The following is a 15,609-nucleotide window of genomic DNA, read 5'->3' as shown; positions in this document are numbered from 1 at the left end:
ATGACGGAGTTGGACTAAGACACCGTCACATCATTACGCGCGACCACGCGCAAGTTCGGCTTCAACGTTTCTTCCAACTGCGACTTCAAATCATGGACACGCGGATCGCGCGAGCGCTTCGCGCAGACTGCGTATTGATGCACGGATTGCGCCAAGGCGCGTCGCGCTTCCGGCGTCCGCGTCACGTCGGGCTTTGAAAGCCGCAAGACGATAGCGGCGAGATTCACCAGCATCTCGTCCAGCGCCACGTCAATGGTCTGAAGTCTATTCATCGGTCCACTCTCCCTGGGAGGCAACGGTAGAGTCCGGGGGGCGTTCCTGACCGGGCGGAACATGGATAATGCTTCGTTAATTCCGCCGCGCGTCTTGTTCTTGCGGACGATCACGCTAGGCTGGCGGCGAATAAGAAAACAGGGGGAAATCTGCCATGGATCGACGCGATGTCCTGCGCGCCGCTGCCGCATTGCCGTTGTTGCCTGCGTTGTCGAGCGTGGCTTTCGCGCAAGCCTATCCCGCGCGCAACGTCACCATGATCGTGCCGTTTCCGGCCGGCGGCCAGGCGGACCTCGCGGCGCGCCCGGTCGCACAGGCGCTGGAGCGAATCCTCGGCAAGCCGGTCATCGTCGATAACCGCGCCGGAGGCGGCGGCGGATCGGTCGGCAACGCCGCCGCCGCACGCGCGGAGCCCGATGGCTACACGCTACTGATGACGCTGTCCTCGCTTGCGGTGCTCCCCGAGGCCGACCGGCTGTTCGATCGTCCGGTCGCCTACGAGGTCTCGCAGTTCATGCCGATCGCGCGGGTGCTGGCCGATCCCACGCTGCTCGCCGTGCCGGCCTCGGCGCCGTGGAAGACCGCGCAGGATTTCGTCGAAGACGCAAAGAAACGCCCGGGCCAGATCGCCTATGGCTCGTCCGGGCCTTACGGCACGCTGCACGTGGCGATGGAAATGTTTGCGAGCAGCGCCGACATCAAGCTGCTGCATGTGCCGTTTCGCGGCGCCGGTCCAGCGCTCACCGCGCTGCTCAGCGGCACCGTGCAAGCGATCGCCGCCGCACCGGGAACGCTGAAGCCGCAAGTGGAGGACGGCAAGCTGCGCATGCTCGGCAATTGCGGCGCCAAGCGCATCGCAAGCTTCCCCGATGTACCGACCTTCCAGGAGCTCGGCTACAAGGACGTCGAGATGTACATCTGGGCCGGGCTGTTTGCGCAGAGCGCGCTGCCGGCGCCGATCGCGACCCGCCTGCGCGAGGCGATGGCGCAGGTGATGACGAGCCCGGACGTGCTCAAGGCCTTCGAAATGTCGGGCAGCCTCGTTGCCTATCAGGACGCGCCGGCGTTTGCCGAGTTCGTGGCGGTCGACAGCGCGCGGCTGATTACGGCAGTGAAGAAGATCGGCAAGGTAGAATAGGTTCCTGGCCCGTTTTCACAATTTTTTGTTGGTCCAGAACCTCTCCGCGTCTCATTGATTGAAGAGAATTCGAGAGACTCGCGAAGGAATCGGACATGCGAACAGAGCGGATTGCGCTGGGTGTGGCGCTTGCGATCGGCGGCATCGTCGCGCAGGGCACTGCATCCGCTGAAGAGTATCGCGGAACCATGGAGCAGCAGATGGCCTGCACGCCGGATGTGTGGCGGCTGTGCAGCGACCAGATCCCTGATGTGAGCCGCATTACGGCCTGCTTGCGGCAGAACACGCCCCAGCTCTCCAGAGGTTGTCGCGCGGTGTTCCAGTCCAACAACCAGATGCCGCCGCAGCAGCAGGTTCCGGGCAATCGCGCCGCGCCGGCGCCACGATATAACAATGCGCCACCGCCTCCGGCGACCCAGCCCCGGCCTTACGACGAGGATGATTAGGGCGCTTCGGACCTGACTTCGCAGACATCGACCCATTCCGCCGCAGTCAGCTCGGCCATCCGCTCCGGCGTGATGCGCACCGCGCTGTGGGTCGAGCCAGCGGCCGGCACCACCACGTCGAACGCTTTCAGCGAGACGTCGCAATAGACCGGCAGCGGCGCCTTCAGTCCGAACGGGCAGACGCCGCCGACCTCGTGGCCGGTGACCTCCGCGACCTCTTCCAGTCCCAGCATCTTCGGTTTGCCGCCGAACGCGGCCTTCACCTTCTTGTTGTCCATGCGCGAGGTGCCGGCCGCGACGATCAGGATCACGCGCTCGCCGATCCGCAACGACAGCGTCTTGGCGATCATTCCGGGTTCGACGCCATAGGCTTCGGCGGCCAGCGCCACTGTCGCGGAGCTGATCGGGGATTCGATGACTGATATGTCGGGGGCTTTTTCAGCGAAGAAGGCGCGAACGGATTGTAGGCTCATTCAGGTCGGCTCATTCCAGACTTATGGGCGGGCGGCGATGCCTAAGCAATCCTTGGCAGCTCCGAGAGCGCCCGGACGCGATGATCGGGCGCAAATCCGAGTTCGTCCATTTGGGTGCGGATCGCCTTGAACATCGTCAGCGGTGCCACGAGTTCGTTCTCGACGCAAGCCAGCGCCATCGCTTCGGGCGTCACCCGTTCGATCCAGGCAACGTTCAGTCCGAACGCTTTCGCGCCCGCGACGTCCCAGGGGTTGGAGGAGACGAACAGCGCCTCATGCGGCGCGGTGCCGAGCACCTCGCCGATCAGCTCATAGGCTTCCGGGCTCGGCTTGAAGATCTTCTTCGCGTCGACGCTGATCGTGGCGTCGAGCAGAGCGTCGAGGCCGGAGTTGCGCACGAGCGCATTCAGCATATCCGGACTGCCGTTGGAGAGGATGGCGAGTTTTCGCGGTTTTAGAGCCGTGAGCGCGGCCGTCGCATCCGCATAGAGATCGAGATGCAGATATTTCTCGATCACGCGCTCGAATGCCTCGTTCTCGTAAGCGAGCCCGAGCACGCGCAGCGTATAGGCAAGCGAGTCGCGCGTGATGGCTGCGAAGTCCTGGTAGCGCCGCATCAGCGAGCGCAACCAGGTGTATTCGAGCTGCTTGATCCGCCAGATCTGCGTGATGATCTCACCGTAGCCCGGAAACGCATCCTCGGTGGTCTCGGCGACCGACTGGATGTCGTAGAGCGTTCCGTAGGCATCGAAGACAACGGCTTTGAGGCTCAATTGACCTGTCCTCCGGGATCGTTGCGGTCCACGGACTATACAAGGCGCCCCGAAATCGGTCCAAGACGGAATCGCGACTTGGGCCCTGGTTTCTAAAGCCTGATCACGACCTTGCCGAAATGTGAGCCGGTCCGCAGGTGCGCATACGCTTCGGGTGCCTCATCGAAACCATAGATCCGATCGACGATCGGGTGGATCGCGTGTTCGGTCAGGAAGCGATTCATCGCGGCAAAGTGTTCGACCGATCCGACGGTGACACCGATGATGTCGGCATTCTCCCACTGAAGGCGCGCGAGGTCGGGCTTGGGACCGAACCCCGTCAAGACACCAATCTGGACGATCTTGCCACCCGAAGCGACCGATCGCAGCGATCGATCATAGGTGCCGGGACCGCCGAGTTCGAGGATATGACTGGCCCCGGCGCCATTCGTCGCCTTCATCAGGGCGACATCCCAGTCAGGCGTCTCGCGATAGTTGATGAGGATCGAGCCGCCCAGCGCCTTGGCGCGGGCGAGTTTTTCATCCGAGGAGGATATCACGATCGCACGCGCCCCCAGCGCCACCGCGAGTTGAAGCCCGAACAGCGCGACGCCGCCTGTTCCCTGGACCAACAGCGTGTCGCCTTTGCGCATCCCGCCGCGTGCGATGAGGCCATGGAAAGCCGTGACGCCGGCACAGGGCAGGGTCGCTGCCTCTACCGCGGACAGATGCGCCGGCACTGAGACCAGCGCGGTCGCCGGCAGCACGACGTACTCAGCCAGCATTCCGTCCATCGTGTTGCCACCGAGGGATGACGGAATATAGCTGGAGTTGAATGGCCCCGAGATCCAATCGCGGAAGAAAGACCCAGCGACGCGGTCTCCGAGCCGCCATTGCGAGACGTCGGTGCCGATGGCGTCAACGACACCCGCACCGTCGGAGAGTGGCACGCGGCCCTTGAGCTCGCCTTGGCCTGCACGGTCGAGGATCAGGAGGTCGCGGTAATTCAGACTTGCCGCTTCAACCCGAATGCGGACCTCGCCATTGGCGGGTTCGGGTTTGCTGATTTCGACGCGCGCAAGGCGGCCAGCAGCAGCATGGCTATTCAAATGGTAGGCTTTCATCGTTGCTCCCTTCACAAGTGCATTCACTTGGACGAGCAAAGTCTGTAGGGTCTGACAGTGCTGTCAGGGTCAAGAGGCTTCAGATGAAGATCGGCGAACTCTCCCGGCGGACGGGGGTCAGCGTCCGAATGCTGCGCTACTACGAAGGCGAAGGACTGCTCGCGCCGCTGCGGACGAACTCCGGCTATCGCGATTACGGCCAGGCCGAAGAGGAAACGGTGCGGCGCATCAAGATGCTCGGCGGCGCCGGGATGACGCTCGAAACTATCAAGCGGTTGCTCCCCTGCGTGCGGAACAACGATCCGGCTTTCACGCCGTGCAACGAGCTGCGAAAAATACTCAAGCAGCAGGTCGGCCTGATCGACGAACGTATCGAGACGCTCAGCCAAAGCCGGACAATTTTGGCGGGCTATCTGGCAAGCGTGAATTGATCGCACGCAACGGCTATCGGATTCACCGCGCCAAAGTATTAGGCCTTGAGGGCCTGAGCATGAGGGCTTCGATAGCAGCGTCGAAGCCCTCGATGCGCTGACGAGTACGCGCCTAGATCCCCAGCAGCTTGCGCGCGTTGGCCTTCAATACCTTCGGCCGGATCTCGTCGCGGATCTCGATCTTGGCGAAATCCGACAGCCAGCGGTCGGGCGTGATCACCGGCCAGTCCGAACCGAACAGCATCTTGTCCTGCAGGATCGAGTTGATATAGCGCACCAGGATCGGCGGGAAATATTTCGGCGACCAGCCCGAGAGGTCGATGTAGACGTTGGGCTTGTGGGTCGCGACCGACAGCGCCTCTTCCTGCCAGGGGAAGGAGGGATGGGCGAGGATGATCTTGAGGTCGGGGAAATCAGCCGCGACGTCGTCCATGTACATCGGGTTGGAATATTTCAGCCGCATCCCCATGCCACCGGGCATGCCGGAGCCAACGCCGGTCTGGCCGGTGTGGAACAGCGCGATCGCGCCGCCATTGTTGATCTCTTCATAGAGCGGATAGGCCATGCGGTCGTTGGCGTAGAAGCCCTGCATGGTCGGATGGAATTTGAAGCCGCGCACCCCGTATTCCTCGATCAGCTTGCGCGCCTCGCGCACACCGAGCTTGCCCTTGTGCGGGTCGATCGAGACGAAGGGGATGAGAACGTCGAGATGGTCGGAGGCGATCTCCAGCATCTCCTCATTCTTGTAGCGGCGGAAGCCGGTCTCGCGCTCGGCGTCGACCGGGAAGATCACCGCGGCGATGTTCTTGGATCGATAGTAGGCGGCGGTCTCCGGCACGGTCGGCGGATGCTTGTGCGGCGACTTGAAATAGTCCGCCATCTGCGCCTGAAAATCGTCATAGCCGTCGTCGGGATGGGTGCCGCAGGGCTCCTCGGCGTGGGTGTGGATGTCGATGGCGACGACGTCGTCGATGTTCGGCAGCTTCAGCTTCGGCATGGGTTTCCTCCCGACGGGTTGCCGAATTGATTATATGATATAACGAACTTGGCAAGACATTGTGGGACAAGGCGTTGTGGGACCAAGCGTTGTAGGACAGGCGTCGTCCGCGCCAGATTGGGCCGATCCGGCCGCTTCTACTTTGCATGGGGTTGTTTTCCAGAATTTGGTGGGTGGGATCGGGGCAGTTAACATTGACATCCGGTCCTCCCATGCCTTAAGAACCGCCCCGTCCCGGGCGGTCGGTCCGCCAGCGGGAAAATCTCATTTTGCCTCATTCGCGCGTGCCGAAACGGTAGTGCCGAACACGGCCTTTCGAACGTTCAGGATTCTGCCATGAAGGTCCGTAACTCGCTGAAATCGCTGCGCGGTCGCCATCGCGCCAACCGCCTGGTCCGCCGCAAGGGCCGGGTCTATGTGATCAACAAGGTGCAGCGCCGCTTCAAGGCTCGCCAGGGCTGATTTCGCCCTGCCGGACGCCCGCGCGCGCCCCGCAAGACCACGGTCTCACACGAGTTTGACGCCGCCCCTGCTTTGCAAGGGCGGCTTTGCGCGTTTAGACTTCGACCATGGCAGTGAGATTCTTCATCGCGCGCACCCTGTGTCTGGCTCTCGTACTGGGAGCCGCCGGACTCGCTCCGGCGCTGGCACAGCAGATTGATCCACCGACTCCGCCCGGCAAGCAGAAGAAACTTCCGGAAGCGCCGGCCAAGCTGCCCAAGGTCGATCGCACCAAGAATCTCGATTTCCTATTCGGCGCGCTGAAAGCCGCGCCCGACGAGGCCAGCGCCAAGCACGTCGAGGCGCGGATCTGGGCGATCTGGATCCAGACCCCGAGCGACACCGCGGCGCTGCTGATGGCGCGGGCCAAGACCGCGGTCGACGCAAAGAAGATCGAGGTTGCGATCAAGCTGCTGGATTCGGTCGTCAAGCTCAGGCCCGACTACATCGAGGCCTGGAATCGTCGCGCGACGCTCTACTACATGCAGAACGATTATGGCCGCTCGCTCGCCGACATCCGCGAGGTGTTGATCCGCGAGCCCCGCCATTTCGGCGCGCTCGCAGGCCTCGGCATGATCATGCAGGAGGTCGGCGACGAAAAGCGCGCGCTCGAAGCCTATCGCAAGGCGCTCGCCGTCAACCCGCACCTCGAGAAGATCCCCGACCAGGTCAAGGCGCTGACCGAGAAGGTCGAAGGCCGCGACATTTAGCGGACAAGTCGATCATTGCTCGAGCAAATGCGGCGCTAGCCGATTAACCACGATGACACGCGCCGCGTTACGAGGGATATGGGTTGCCCCGCCGCAGGCCTACCTTCATCGCGGGAGCACAGCCATGAAGCGTTTGATCTTTGCAGTTATATTGCTGCTGGCGTCGAGCACGGCGAGCCTCGCCGACGGACTGTTCTGGGTGGTCGGCAACCGCGCCACCGGAAAATGCAACATCGTGACCAGCAATCCCGTGATCATCGGCGATGTCTGGTTCGGTGACGGTCCCTACAAATCGAAGGCCGACGCCAAGCTTGCCCGTTCGACCATCCGCGCCTGTCCCGCACCCACGCCTGACGAGGAAAAGGACGAGGACAGCACGAACTAGGTCGACAGCAACCTAGTGCAAAACGCTGCCTTCGCGCTCGGCGAGGCCGCGATCGACCGCTGCGGCGTAAGCCTTTGCAAGCTCCGTCTCGAGGTGCTCGTTGATCAGCAGCAGCGCGCGCACGGCACCGCGCAGGTCGCCGTGGCAGCTTGCCACGATCTCGTCGATCGCAGTATCTTTGGACCTCAGGCTCATCGAAATTCTCCGGTTCAAATCAGGATAAATCCTGCCGGTCTTTCCCGCATCCCCGAGGGTTGCGAGCACGATCGGCGCCCACCCGCGTCTAAATGGCGGAACCGACCGTGGCGATTATAAGGAAGCCGCGATGACGACGGCATGAAGCTTTTCGAAGCCTGCGTGCTCCGGGGAGCAGCATTGATTTGATTGCGTTTTTCCCGCTTGAATTATGCACATATCCACAGCCCCGGCATTTCAAGTGGAGCGTGGGGGCTCCCCGGGCGAAACTGGCGCCCGCAAGCCACGTAACTGCCCTGTGCCCTGGATCGCCCGGATTCCATCCATGATCGTGATGTCAGTCGTGACCGCGCTGGTTGTGCTGGCGCTGGTCACGCAGGCCGGCGTCCTCGCCGTGCAACGCGCCTTTCCACCGCAAGGCCGGATGATCGAGGTCGATGGGGCCGTGCTTCACCTCGTCGATCTCGGACCGCGCGATTCGGGCTTGCCGGTCGTGATGCTGCACGGCGCGAGCTCCAACCTCGAAGCGATGCGGCGGCCGCTCGGCGATCTCCTCGCCAGGCACCATCGCGTCATCCTGATCGACCGTCCCGGTCACGGCTGGAGCACGCGGGCGCGGCGGCAGGATTCGACCCCGGAGGTCCAGGCGCGGATGATCGATGAGGCGCTCGGCAAGCTCGGGATCGATCGCGCGGTGTTCGTGGTGCATTCCTGGAGCGGCGCGCTCGGCGCGCGGCTGGCGCTCGATCATCCCGGCCGCGTCGCGGGCCTTGTGATGCTCGCGCCCGTCACCCATCCCTGGCGCGGCGGCGTCGGCCGCTACAACGAGATCATCGCAACGCCCGTGATCGGCCCGCTGCTCGCCTACACCATAACCCTGCCGCTGGGCTATTTCCTGAGCGAGCCCGGCGCGCGCAATGTCTTCCTGCCGCAAATGATGCCGGATGGTTTCGTGCAGGACTCCGCGACGCCGCTGCTGCTGCGCCCGCGCGAGTTCATCGCCAATGCGTATGATCTGGTGACGCTGAAGGAAGCGGTCGCCGCGCAGGTCGCGCGCTACGGCGAGATATCGGCGCCGGTCACGATCATCGCCGGCGAACCCGACAAGACGGTGAAGACCGACATTCACGCGCGGCCGTTCGCCGCCACCGTGCAGAACGCCAAGCTGATCGTGCTGCCCGATCTCGGCCACATGGTGCAGAACGCGGTGCCCGATCTCGTGAAGACCGAGATCGAGACGCTGATCGGGAAAATCGTCCCGGTGCAGGCGGCCGCCGATTAGAGCGTTTTCGAGCGAAGTGGATGCCGGTTTGCGTGAAGAAAACGCGTCAAAACAAGAAGCTGGAGCTTCGGTTCAGAACCGAAGCTCCAGCGACCGCCTGTCGCGCGCTTACTGCTTGATCTTCCCGTCCTTGTCGAACTGCGACACATAGGCCCAGAGATTGTTGATCTCGGTTTCGTTCTTGATGCCGGCGAAAGCCATCTTGGTGCCGGGGATCTTGGCCTTGGGGTCCTTGATGTATTCCTTGAACACGGCCTCGTTCCAGGTGATGCCGGAATTCTTGTTGGCGTCGGAGTAATTGTAGTCCGGCGCGGTGCCGGACTTGCGGCCGTCGAGGCCGTTGAGCTCGGGGCCGACCTTGTTCTTGGCGCCTTCGCCGATCGCGTGACAGGCCAGGCATTTGTTGAACGAAGATTTGCCGGCCGCGACGTCCTGCGCCATCGCGCTGGGTGCGGTGGCAATCGCGGCGAGGATGGTCAATGCGCCAAAAATCAGTTTTGTCATCGGGTGCTCTTCGTTTCTTCCCTGGGGCTGGTCAGTTGCATGCCTGATCGGCAATGGTCGGACCTGCCGGTTTTGGCAGGCCTGCTCAGATTGGACAAGCCGCCAAACCATGGCAGGTTTCACGATTTCCTACTTGTCCCAGAGCGAACTCGCGCAAGATCGTCGATCTGACTTTCGGATGGCCTACCCAAACCACCGCGGACGTGGTTGATTTACCGCGACAAATCGATCGTGCGGCCTCGGCCGGAACGATATGCCATGAAGGAAATGCTATGGCCATCATGATGCCCGCGAGTGACCAGGCCGTGCTCGCGCGCCGCGCCGAAATCGTGGCTGCATTGCGCGCAATCGTACCGGGCGAAGGCGTGATCGATAGCGCCGCCGAGATGCGAGCCTATGAATCCGACGGATTAACGGCCTATCGGCAGCCGCCGATGGTCGTGGTGCTGCCCGACACGACCGAGCAGGTTTCGCTGGTCCTGAAATATTGTGCAGGGCAGGGCATCAAGGTAGTCCCGCGTGGCTCCGGCACCTCCCTGTCCGGCGGCGCGCTGCCACTGGAAGACGGCGTGCTCCTGGGCCTCGGCAAGTTCAAGCGCATCCGCGAGATCGATTTCGACAACCGCGCCGTCGTCACCGAGCCCGGCGTCACCAACCTCGCGATCAGCCAGGCCGTCGCTCATGCCGGGTTCTACTACGCGCCGGATCCGTCTTCGCAGATCGCCTGCTCGATCGGCGGCAATGTCGCGGAGAATTCCGGCGGCGTGCACTGCCTGAAATACGGCATGACCACCAACAACGTGCTCGGCTGCGAGATCGTGCTGATGAGCGGGGAGATCCTGCGCATCGGCGGCAAATCGGCGGAGAACTCCGGCTACGACCTGATGGGCGTCATCACCGGCTCGGAGGGCCTGCTCGGTGTCATCACCGAGATCACGGTGCGCATCCTGCAAAAGCCGGAGACGGCGCGCGCGCTGATGGTCGGATTCGCGCAAGTCGAGGCGGCCGGCGAATGCGTGGCGCGCATCATCGGCGCCGGCATCATTCCCGGCGGCATGGAGATGATGGACAAGCCCGCGATCCACGCCGCGGAGGCCTTCGTCCATGCCGGCTATCCGCTCGATGTCGAGGCCCTCCTCATCATCGAGCTCGACGGTCCCAAGATCGAGGTCGACGAGCTGATCACGCGGGTCGAGACGATTGCGAACGCTTGCGGCTCGACCACCTGCCAGATCTCGACCTCCGAGGCCGAGCGCAATCTGTTCTGGGCCGGCCGGAAAGCCGCGTTCCCCGCCGTCGGCCGCATCTCGCCGGACTATCTCTGCATGGACGGCACCATCCCACGCGGTGCGCTGCCGAAAGCGCTGGCGCGCATCCGCGAGCTATCGGAAAAATACCAGCTCGGTTGCGCCAACGTGTTCCATGCCGGCGACGGCAACCTGCATCCGCTGATCCTCTATGACGCCAACAAGCCCGGCGAGATCGAGCGCGCCGAAGCCTTCGGCGCCGACATCCTGCGCGCCTGCGTCGAGTTCGGCGGCGTGCTCACCGGCGAGCACGGCGTCGGTATCGAGAAGCGCGATCTGATGCCTGAGATGTTCAGCGAGATCGACCTCAACCAGCAGCAGCGCCTGAAATGCGCCTTCGACGCGCAGGGCCTGCTCAATCCCGGAAAGGTGTTTCCGACCCTGCACCGCTGCGCCGAGCTCGGCCGCATGCACGTCCACGCCGGCAAGCTGGCATTCCCGGACATTCCGCGGTTCTAGCGTCGCCTCGCTGCAACGCGCCAAATTTGATTTTCGCTGCGAACTTCGTTACCCGCTACAGGCGTGGATACGCTCAAGGTCAGAGACGCCAAAGACGTCGAAGAGGTGGTGCGCGCGGCGATTGCCAATGAGCAGCCGCTCGAGATCATCGGCCATGGCTCCAAGCGCGGCATCGGCCATGCGATGGCGACCAACGCGGTGCTCGACGTTTCCGCGCTGAATGCCATCACCGCCTACGAGCCCAACGAACTCATTGTCACGCTGCAGGCCGGGGCGCCGCTGGCCGACGTGCTGTCGCTGATCGATGCCAAGAACCAGCAATTCGCCTTCGAGCCGATGAACACCGCGCCGCTGCTCGGCACGCCCGCGCTCGGCACCATTGGGGGCATGATTGCGTCTGGCCTGGCCGGTCCGCGCCGGATCAAGGCGGGCGGGGCGCGCGACCATCTGCTCGGGGCGCATGCCGTCTCCGGTTTCGGCGATAGCTTCAAGACCGGCGGCAAGGTGGTGAAGAACGTCACCGGCTACGACCTCTGCAAGCTTCTCGCCGGTTCCTGGGGCACGCTGTCGGTCATGACCGAGGTCACGCTGAAGGTGATGCCGAAGCCGGAGGCCGAGCGGACGCTGTTGCTGCGCGGCCTCGACGATGCCGCGGCCAACAAGGCGATGACGGCGGCGCTCGGCTCGCCCTTCGACGTCTCGGGCGCCGCGCACCTGCCGACATCGGCGTTCCGGACCAAGATCGAAGGGCTCGGCGATATCGCAGGCCAAAGCGAGGCGCTGACAGTGCTGCGGCTCGAGGGCATTACCGCCTCGGCCGCCCACCGTGCCGGCTCGCTGCGCGAATTGCTGGCGCCGTTCGGAACCGCAACGCTCGTCGAGGACACGATGTCGGCGGCGCTGTGGACCACGATCCGCGACGTCCTGCCGTTCGCGGCCGGCGGCGCGCTGGGGGCTTGGCCGGTCTGGCGGATCGTCTGTCCGCCGGCGTCGGGCGCGGCGCTCGGGACGCTGCTGGCGCGCGAGACCGGCGGCGACGTGATCTACGATTGGGGTGGTGGACTGATCTGGGCGGCGTTGCCACCGAAGCCGGACGCGCATGCCACGGCCGTGCGCGAACGTGCGAATGCGGCCGGCGGGCACGCCACGCTGATCCGGGCGGCCGAGGACATCAGGCGCACGATCGATGTATTCCACCCGCAAGCTCCTGGCCTTGCCGCGTTGAGCGAGCGGGTCCGCGCCAGTTTCGATCCGAAGACCATCCTCAACCGGGGCCGGCTGACGCGGGACGCTTGCTGAATGAAGACCGAATTCTCACTCGCGCAGCTCGCCGATCCCGACATCGCGGAAGCCGACAAGATCCTGCGCGCCTGCGTCCATTGCGGCTTCTGCACCGCAACCTGTCCGACCTATGTGCTGCTTGGCGACGAGCTCGATAGCCCGCGCGGCCGCATCTATCTGATCAAGGAGATGCTAGAGAAGGACCAGACGCCGACCGCCGAAGTGGTCAAACATGTCGACCGCTGCTTGTCGTGCCTGGCCTGCATGACGACCTGCCCCTCGGGGGTGAATTATATGCATCTGGTCGATCAGGCCCGGGTCAGGATCGAGCAGCGTTACGAGCGGCCGCTGGCCGAGCGGCTGCTGCGCCGGGGGCTGGCCTTCGTCCTGCCGGACCCGCAGCGTTTCCGCGCCAGCATGTGGCTGGCGCGGCTGGCCCGCCCGCTGGCCGCGTTCCTGCCGACGCCCCGGCCGTCGGCGACACCCGGCCTGATCCTGCGCCTCAAGGCGATGCTGGCGCTGGCGCCAGACCGGCTGCCGCCACCGGGGCCCGCCGCCGGCAGTGTGTTCGCGGCACTCGGCAAGAAGCGCGGCCGGGTCGCGCTGCTCCAGGGCTGCGCCCAGCAGGTGCTGGCGCCGCGCATCAACCAGGCCGCCATCAGTCTCCTCACGCGCCACGGCATCGAGGTCGTCCTCGTCAGGGACGAGCAGTGCTGCGGCGCGCTGACCCATCACCTCGGCAACGACCAGGACGCATTGGGGCGGGCTCGCGCCAATGTCGCGGCGTGGCGCGCGGAAGCGGCCGGCGAGGGGCTCGACGCCATCCTGGTGACGGCGTCAGGCTGCGGCACCGTGATCAAGGACTACGGCTATCTTCTGCGCGAGGACGCTGCGTTTGCCGCCGATGCGGCGAAGGTCTCCGCGCTCGCCAAGGACATCACTGAATACGTCGCCGGCCTTGGACTCGTGGCCACCGCGCGACAGGATAACATCGTCGTCGCCTATCACTCTGCGTGTTCGTTGCAGCACGGGCAGAAAATCACGGGCCTTCCGAAAGAATTGCTTTCCAATAATGGATTCGTGGTGAAAGATGTGCCGGAGAGCCATTTGTGTTGCGGTTCGGCGGGGACCTACAACATTCTCCAGCCCGAGCTTGCGGGCCGGTTGCGTGATCGCAAGGTCGCCAACATCGCGAGCGTCAAGCCGGACATGATTGCCGCAGGCAATATCGGCTGCATGGTGCAGATTGCCAGTGGCACGTCAGTTCCGGTCGTACACACGATTGAGCTTCTCGATTGGGCTACGGGCGGGTCGCGGCCGGCATTGAACGCGCAAGACTGAGCTTTCGAAGACTGAGCTTTCGAGGGCTGAGCTTTCGTCCGGAGGTGACGGCTGAAGACGCCCGGATCGACCATTGTTCGGCGGCAACAGGAGGACCACGATGGCGAAAGCGAAGAAGAAAAAAAGCAAGAAGGCCAAAAAAGCCAAGAAGGCGGTAGCGGCGAAGAAGACCTCAAAGAAGGCAGCCAAGAAGTCCGCGAAGAAGTCTGCCAAGAAAGCCACAAAGAAATCTGCCAAGAAGGCCGCGCCGAAGAAGGCCGCCAAGAAGTCTGCCAAGAAAGCCGCTACGAAGGCTGCCCCTAAGAAGGCCGGCAAGAAGGCTGCGAAAAAGGCGGCGCCGAAGAAGGCGAAGGCAGCTCCCGCGCCGAAGCCGTCAACGCCGGCAGCTCCGGCTCCCGAGCCCGCCGCCGAGACAAGCTGGGCGATGCCTTCGTCTTCTGCGGAAACGACGCCGGCCGAAGGACAAGGTTAGGCCAAAGGTTAGGCCCAAGATTAGGCCAAGGGCTGGATCCAATCCGACGACCATGATCGACGACAGGAAGGCCGCAGCGGTGATGCTGCGGCCTTTTTGCATCGGCGTGACGGCGTGTTTGTCCTGGAGCAGCCTGATTCGTGGCGCGGCCAGCACGGTACCGCCGGGCCCGTACTAACCCGGGCCTGCCAGTGCACTTTGCAATGCAAATAATGTGGTCGAGAAGACACACAGGCTGACAACCTTTCGTGGAATCGTCAGAACGCCCAAAAAGTCGGCAGATGCCCGCGTTTTTTGCTTCTCGGTTTACGCCACTCCATCCAGATTGCCGCAGTTACGAAATTTGCAATCAGGTCGTGCGTTCCGGGGGCTTCCGGGATCCGGCTGGGGTCTTAGAACTGGTGATGGGGATCGAAATGAAAAAAGTGGCTTTGTTGGCAACGGCGCTGGCAATGGTGACGGGCTCGGCTTTCGCGGCAGACATGCGAGTGAAGGCACTGAAGGCCCCGCCGGTGGTCGCGTTTGACCCCTGGGATATCGCCTTCGGCGGCGCCATCATGAGCGACTACATCTTCCGCGGCGTCACGCAGTCGAACCACAAGCCGTCGGTCGCGGCCTATTTCGAGCCGCGCTACAACATCAACAAGGACCTCCAGCTCTACGTCGGCGTGTCCGCCGAGAGCATCTCCTTCGCCAATCGTGCCGCTGCTGAAGTCGACATCTACGGCGGTATCCGCCCGACCTTCGGCGCCTTCGCGTTCGACATCGGCGTCTGGGGCTACCTGTATCCGGGTGGAAGCTGCGCCGACAACGTGCTCACCGGCGGCATTCCCGGCGGCAACGTCTGCGGCGTCAGCACGACCACGATCTTCCTCGCCGACGGCAACGTCATGAAGAAGGACGTCAGCTTCGTCGAAGTCTACGGCAAGGTGAACTACACCATCAACGACAGCTTCACGGTCGGCGCGACCGAGTACTACTCGCCGAACTTCCTGAACTCGGGTGCCTGGGGCAACTACGCTTCGTTGACCGCCAAATACACGGCGCCCAGCACGGCCTTTGGTCCCTCCGGCATGGGCATGTACGTGTCGGGTGAGTTCGGCCGGCAGTGGTTCGGTACTTCGGACGCCTTCTACGGCACCGGCGTCGGCACTGTTTTCGCCAACGGCATCCCCTACAAGGACTACAACACCTGGAACATCGGCATCGGCTTCACCTACAAGGTGTTCACGCTGGACCTGCGTTACTCCGACACGGACCTGAACAAGGGTGATTGCAACGCCTTCACCAGCGCCTTCAACGCCACCGGCACCACCAACGTCACCGCGATCAATCCGGGCGGCGCTGGCTCCAACTGGTGCGGCGCGGCCGGCATTGCCAAGCTGTCGTTCGACCTGACGGCGATGAGCAACCTGAAGTAAGCTTCTTCCCGAAGCGACTTGATGAGGGCGGCAGGGCAAACCTGCCGCCCTTTTGCTTTTGGGCGCAGGCCGGGGCGCCTGCATGGTTGGAGACTCCCGCCTCCGGCGGGCTCCTCA

General features: G+C 63.5%; 19 protein-coding genes. 12 read left to right on the top strand and 7 right to left on the bottom strand.

Translation table 11 applies throughout. The annotated features are described in order from the left end of the window. Positions 1 to 14: 14 nt before the first annotated feature. Positions 15 to 272 carry a hypothetical protein gene (locus tag IVA75_RS29535; protein ID WP_027520456.1) on the bottom strand — a complete coding sequence of 86 codons (258 nt, stop codon included), beginning with the start codon at positions 270 to 272 and terminating at the stop codon, positions 15 to 17. A gap of 155 nt (positions 273 to 427) precedes the next feature. Between IVA75_RS29535 and IVA75_RS29530 the strand changes: the two genes are divergently transcribed. Together IVA75_RS29530 and IVA75_RS29525 are read left to right on the top strand one after the other, a co-directional pair. Then, positions 428 to 1,411 (top strand): tripartite tricarboxylate transporter substrate binding protein, encoded by a 984-nt coding sequence (locus IVA75_RS29530; RefSeq protein ID WP_247284655.1) that lies wholly within the window; start codon positions 428 to 430, stop codon positions 1,409 to 1,411. 95 nt (positions 1,412 to 1,506) lie between these two features. Beyond that, the gene (locus IVA75_RS29525) at positions 1,507 to 1,857 is read left to right on the top strand and encodes a hypothetical protein (protein WP_247284654.1); all 351 of its coding nucleotides are present in this window, start codon (positions 1,507 to 1,509) and stop codon (positions 1,855 to 1,857) included. On the opposite strand, the gene IVA75_RS29520 is transcribed toward IVA75_RS29525, so the two are convergent. The 3 genes from IVA75_RS29520 to IVA75_RS29510 all read right to left on the bottom strand — a co-directional run bounded on the left by IVA75_RS29520 (position 1,854) and on the right by IVA75_RS29510 (position 4,206). Continuing rightward, complete coding sequence (locus tag IVA75_RS29520; protein ID WP_027565458.1) at positions 1,854 to 2,330, bottom strand: YbaK/EbsC family protein; 477 nt, start codon at positions 2,328 to 2,330, stop codon at positions 1,854 to 1,856. The genes IVA75_RS29525 and IVA75_RS29520 overlap by 4 nt on opposite strands. Before the next feature lie 41 nt (positions 2,331 to 2,371). Continuing rightward, on the bottom strand, positions 2,372 to 3,103 hold the full coding sequence (locus IVA75_RS29515; RefSeq protein WP_247284653.1) for a haloacid dehalogenase type II: 732 nt from the start codon (positions 3,101 to 3,103) through the stop codon (positions 2,372 to 2,374). A 92-nt stretch (positions 3,104 to 3,195) separates the two neighbouring features. Further along, on the bottom strand, positions 3,196 to 4,206 hold the full coding sequence (locus tag IVA75_RS29510; RefSeq protein WP_247284652.1) for an NAD(P)-dependent alcohol dehydrogenase: 1,011 nt from the start codon (positions 4,204 to 4,206) through the stop codon (positions 3,196 to 3,198). A gap of 83 nt (positions 4,207 to 4,289) precedes the next feature. Here IVA75_RS29510 and IVA75_RS29505 point away from each other — a divergent pair, with 83 nt between their 5' ends. After that, entirely contained in the window at positions 4,290 to 4,637 is a 348-nt protein-coding gene (locus tag IVA75_RS29505; RefSeq protein WP_247284651.1) for a MerR family transcriptional regulator, read from the top strand. A 112-nt stretch (positions 4,638 to 4,749) separates the two neighbouring features. Here IVA75_RS29505 and IVA75_RS29500 read toward each other — a convergent pair whose 3' ends face one another. Further along, a complete protein-coding gene (locus IVA75_RS29500; RefSeq protein ID WP_027565452.1) occupies positions 4,750 to 5,634 on the bottom strand; it encodes an amidohydrolase family protein in 885 nt (294 codons plus the stop codon). A 336-nt stretch (positions 5,635 to 5,970) separates the two neighbouring features. Here IVA75_RS29500 and ykgO point away from each other — a divergent pair, with 336 nt between their 5' ends. The 3 genes from ykgO (at position 5,971) to IVA75_RS29485 (ending at position 7,230) form a co-directional block, all read left to right on the top strand. After that, positions 5,971 to 6,096 (top strand): type B 50S ribosomal protein L36, encoded by a 126-nt coding sequence (gene ykgO / locus IVA75_RS29495; protein ID WP_006611362.1) that lies wholly within the window; start codon positions 5,971 to 5,973, stop codon positions 6,094 to 6,096. A 107-nt stretch (positions 6,097 to 6,203) separates the two neighbouring features. After that, on the top strand, positions 6,204 to 6,845 hold the full coding sequence (locus IVA75_RS29490) for a tetratricopeptide repeat protein (protein ID WP_027565451.1): 642 nt from the start codon (positions 6,204 to 6,206) through the stop codon (positions 6,843 to 6,845). A gap of 124 nt (positions 6,846 to 6,969) precedes the next feature. Further along, positions 6,970 to 7,230: a hypothetical protein gene (locus IVA75_RS29485; RefSeq protein ID WP_247284650.1), complete on the top strand. Its 261-nt coding sequence runs from the start codon at positions 6,970 to 6,972 to the stop codon at positions 7,228 to 7,230. Between the two features lie 12 nt (positions 7,231 to 7,242). Here the strand turns inward: IVA75_RS29485 and IVA75_RS29480 are convergent, their stop codons facing one another. Continuing rightward, positions 7,243 to 7,425 carry a hypothetical protein gene (locus tag IVA75_RS29480; RefSeq protein ID WP_007596968.1) on the bottom strand — a complete coding sequence of 61 codons (183 nt, stop codon included), beginning with the start codon at positions 7,423 to 7,425 and terminating at the stop codon, positions 7,243 to 7,245. 325 nt (positions 7,426 to 7,750) lie between these two features. On the opposite strand from IVA75_RS29480, the gene IVA75_RS29475 reads away from it, so the two are divergent. After that, complete coding sequence (locus tag IVA75_RS29475; protein ID WP_247284649.1) at positions 7,751 to 8,707, top strand: alpha/beta hydrolase; 957 nt, start codon at positions 7,751 to 7,753, stop codon at positions 8,705 to 8,707. 108 nt (positions 8,708 to 8,815) lie between these two features. On the opposite strand, the gene cycA is transcribed toward IVA75_RS29475, so the two are convergent. After that, entirely contained in the window at positions 8,816 to 9,211 is a 396-nt protein-coding gene (gene cycA / locus IVA75_RS29470) for a cytochrome c-550 CycA (RefSeq protein ID WP_247284648.1), read from the bottom strand. A 272-nt stretch (positions 9,212 to 9,483) separates the two neighbouring features. Between cycA and IVA75_RS29465 the strand changes: the two genes are divergently transcribed. The 5 genes from IVA75_RS29465 (at position 9,484) to IVA75_RS29445 (ending at position 15,492) form a co-directional block, all read left to right on the top strand. Next, positions 9,484 to 10,977: an FAD-linked oxidase C-terminal domain-containing protein gene (locus IVA75_RS29465; protein ID WP_085350117.1), complete on the top strand. Its 1,494-nt coding sequence runs from the start codon at positions 9,484 to 9,486 to the stop codon at positions 10,975 to 10,977. A 63-nt stretch (positions 10,978 to 11,040) separates the two neighbouring features. Beyond that, positions 11,041 to 12,276, top strand: coding sequence for an FAD-binding protein (locus tag IVA75_RS29460; RefSeq protein ID WP_247284647.1), 1,236 nt, complete (start codon positions 11,041 to 11,043; stop codon positions 12,274 to 12,276). After that, positions 12,277 to 13,599 carry a glycolate oxidase subunit GlcF gene (gene glcF, locus IVA75_RS29455; protein ID WP_247284646.1) on the top strand — a complete coding sequence of 441 codons (1,323 nt, stop codon included), beginning with the start codon at positions 12,277 to 12,279 and terminating at the stop codon, positions 13,597 to 13,599. Positions 13,600 to 13,699: 100 nt separating this feature from the next. Then, positions 13,700 to 14,071, top strand: coding sequence for a histone (locus IVA75_RS29450; protein ID WP_247284645.1), 372 nt, complete (start codon positions 13,700 to 13,702; stop codon positions 14,069 to 14,071). 416 nt (positions 14,072 to 14,487) lie between these two features. Beyond that, the gene (locus IVA75_RS29445; RefSeq protein ID WP_247284644.1) at positions 14,488 to 15,492 is read left to right on the top strand and encodes a TorF family putative porin; all 1,005 of its coding nucleotides are present in this window, start codon (positions 14,488 to 14,490) and stop codon (positions 15,490 to 15,492) included. Positions 15,493 to 15,609 lie beyond the last annotated feature (117 nt).

It is taken from the genome of Bradyrhizobium sp. 134, assembly GCF_023074155.1.
GTDB lineage: Bacteria > Pseudomonadota > Alphaproteobacteria > Rhizobiales > Xanthobacteraceae > Bradyrhizobium.
This window is presented reverse-complemented; position numbering and strand designations above follow the sequence as displayed.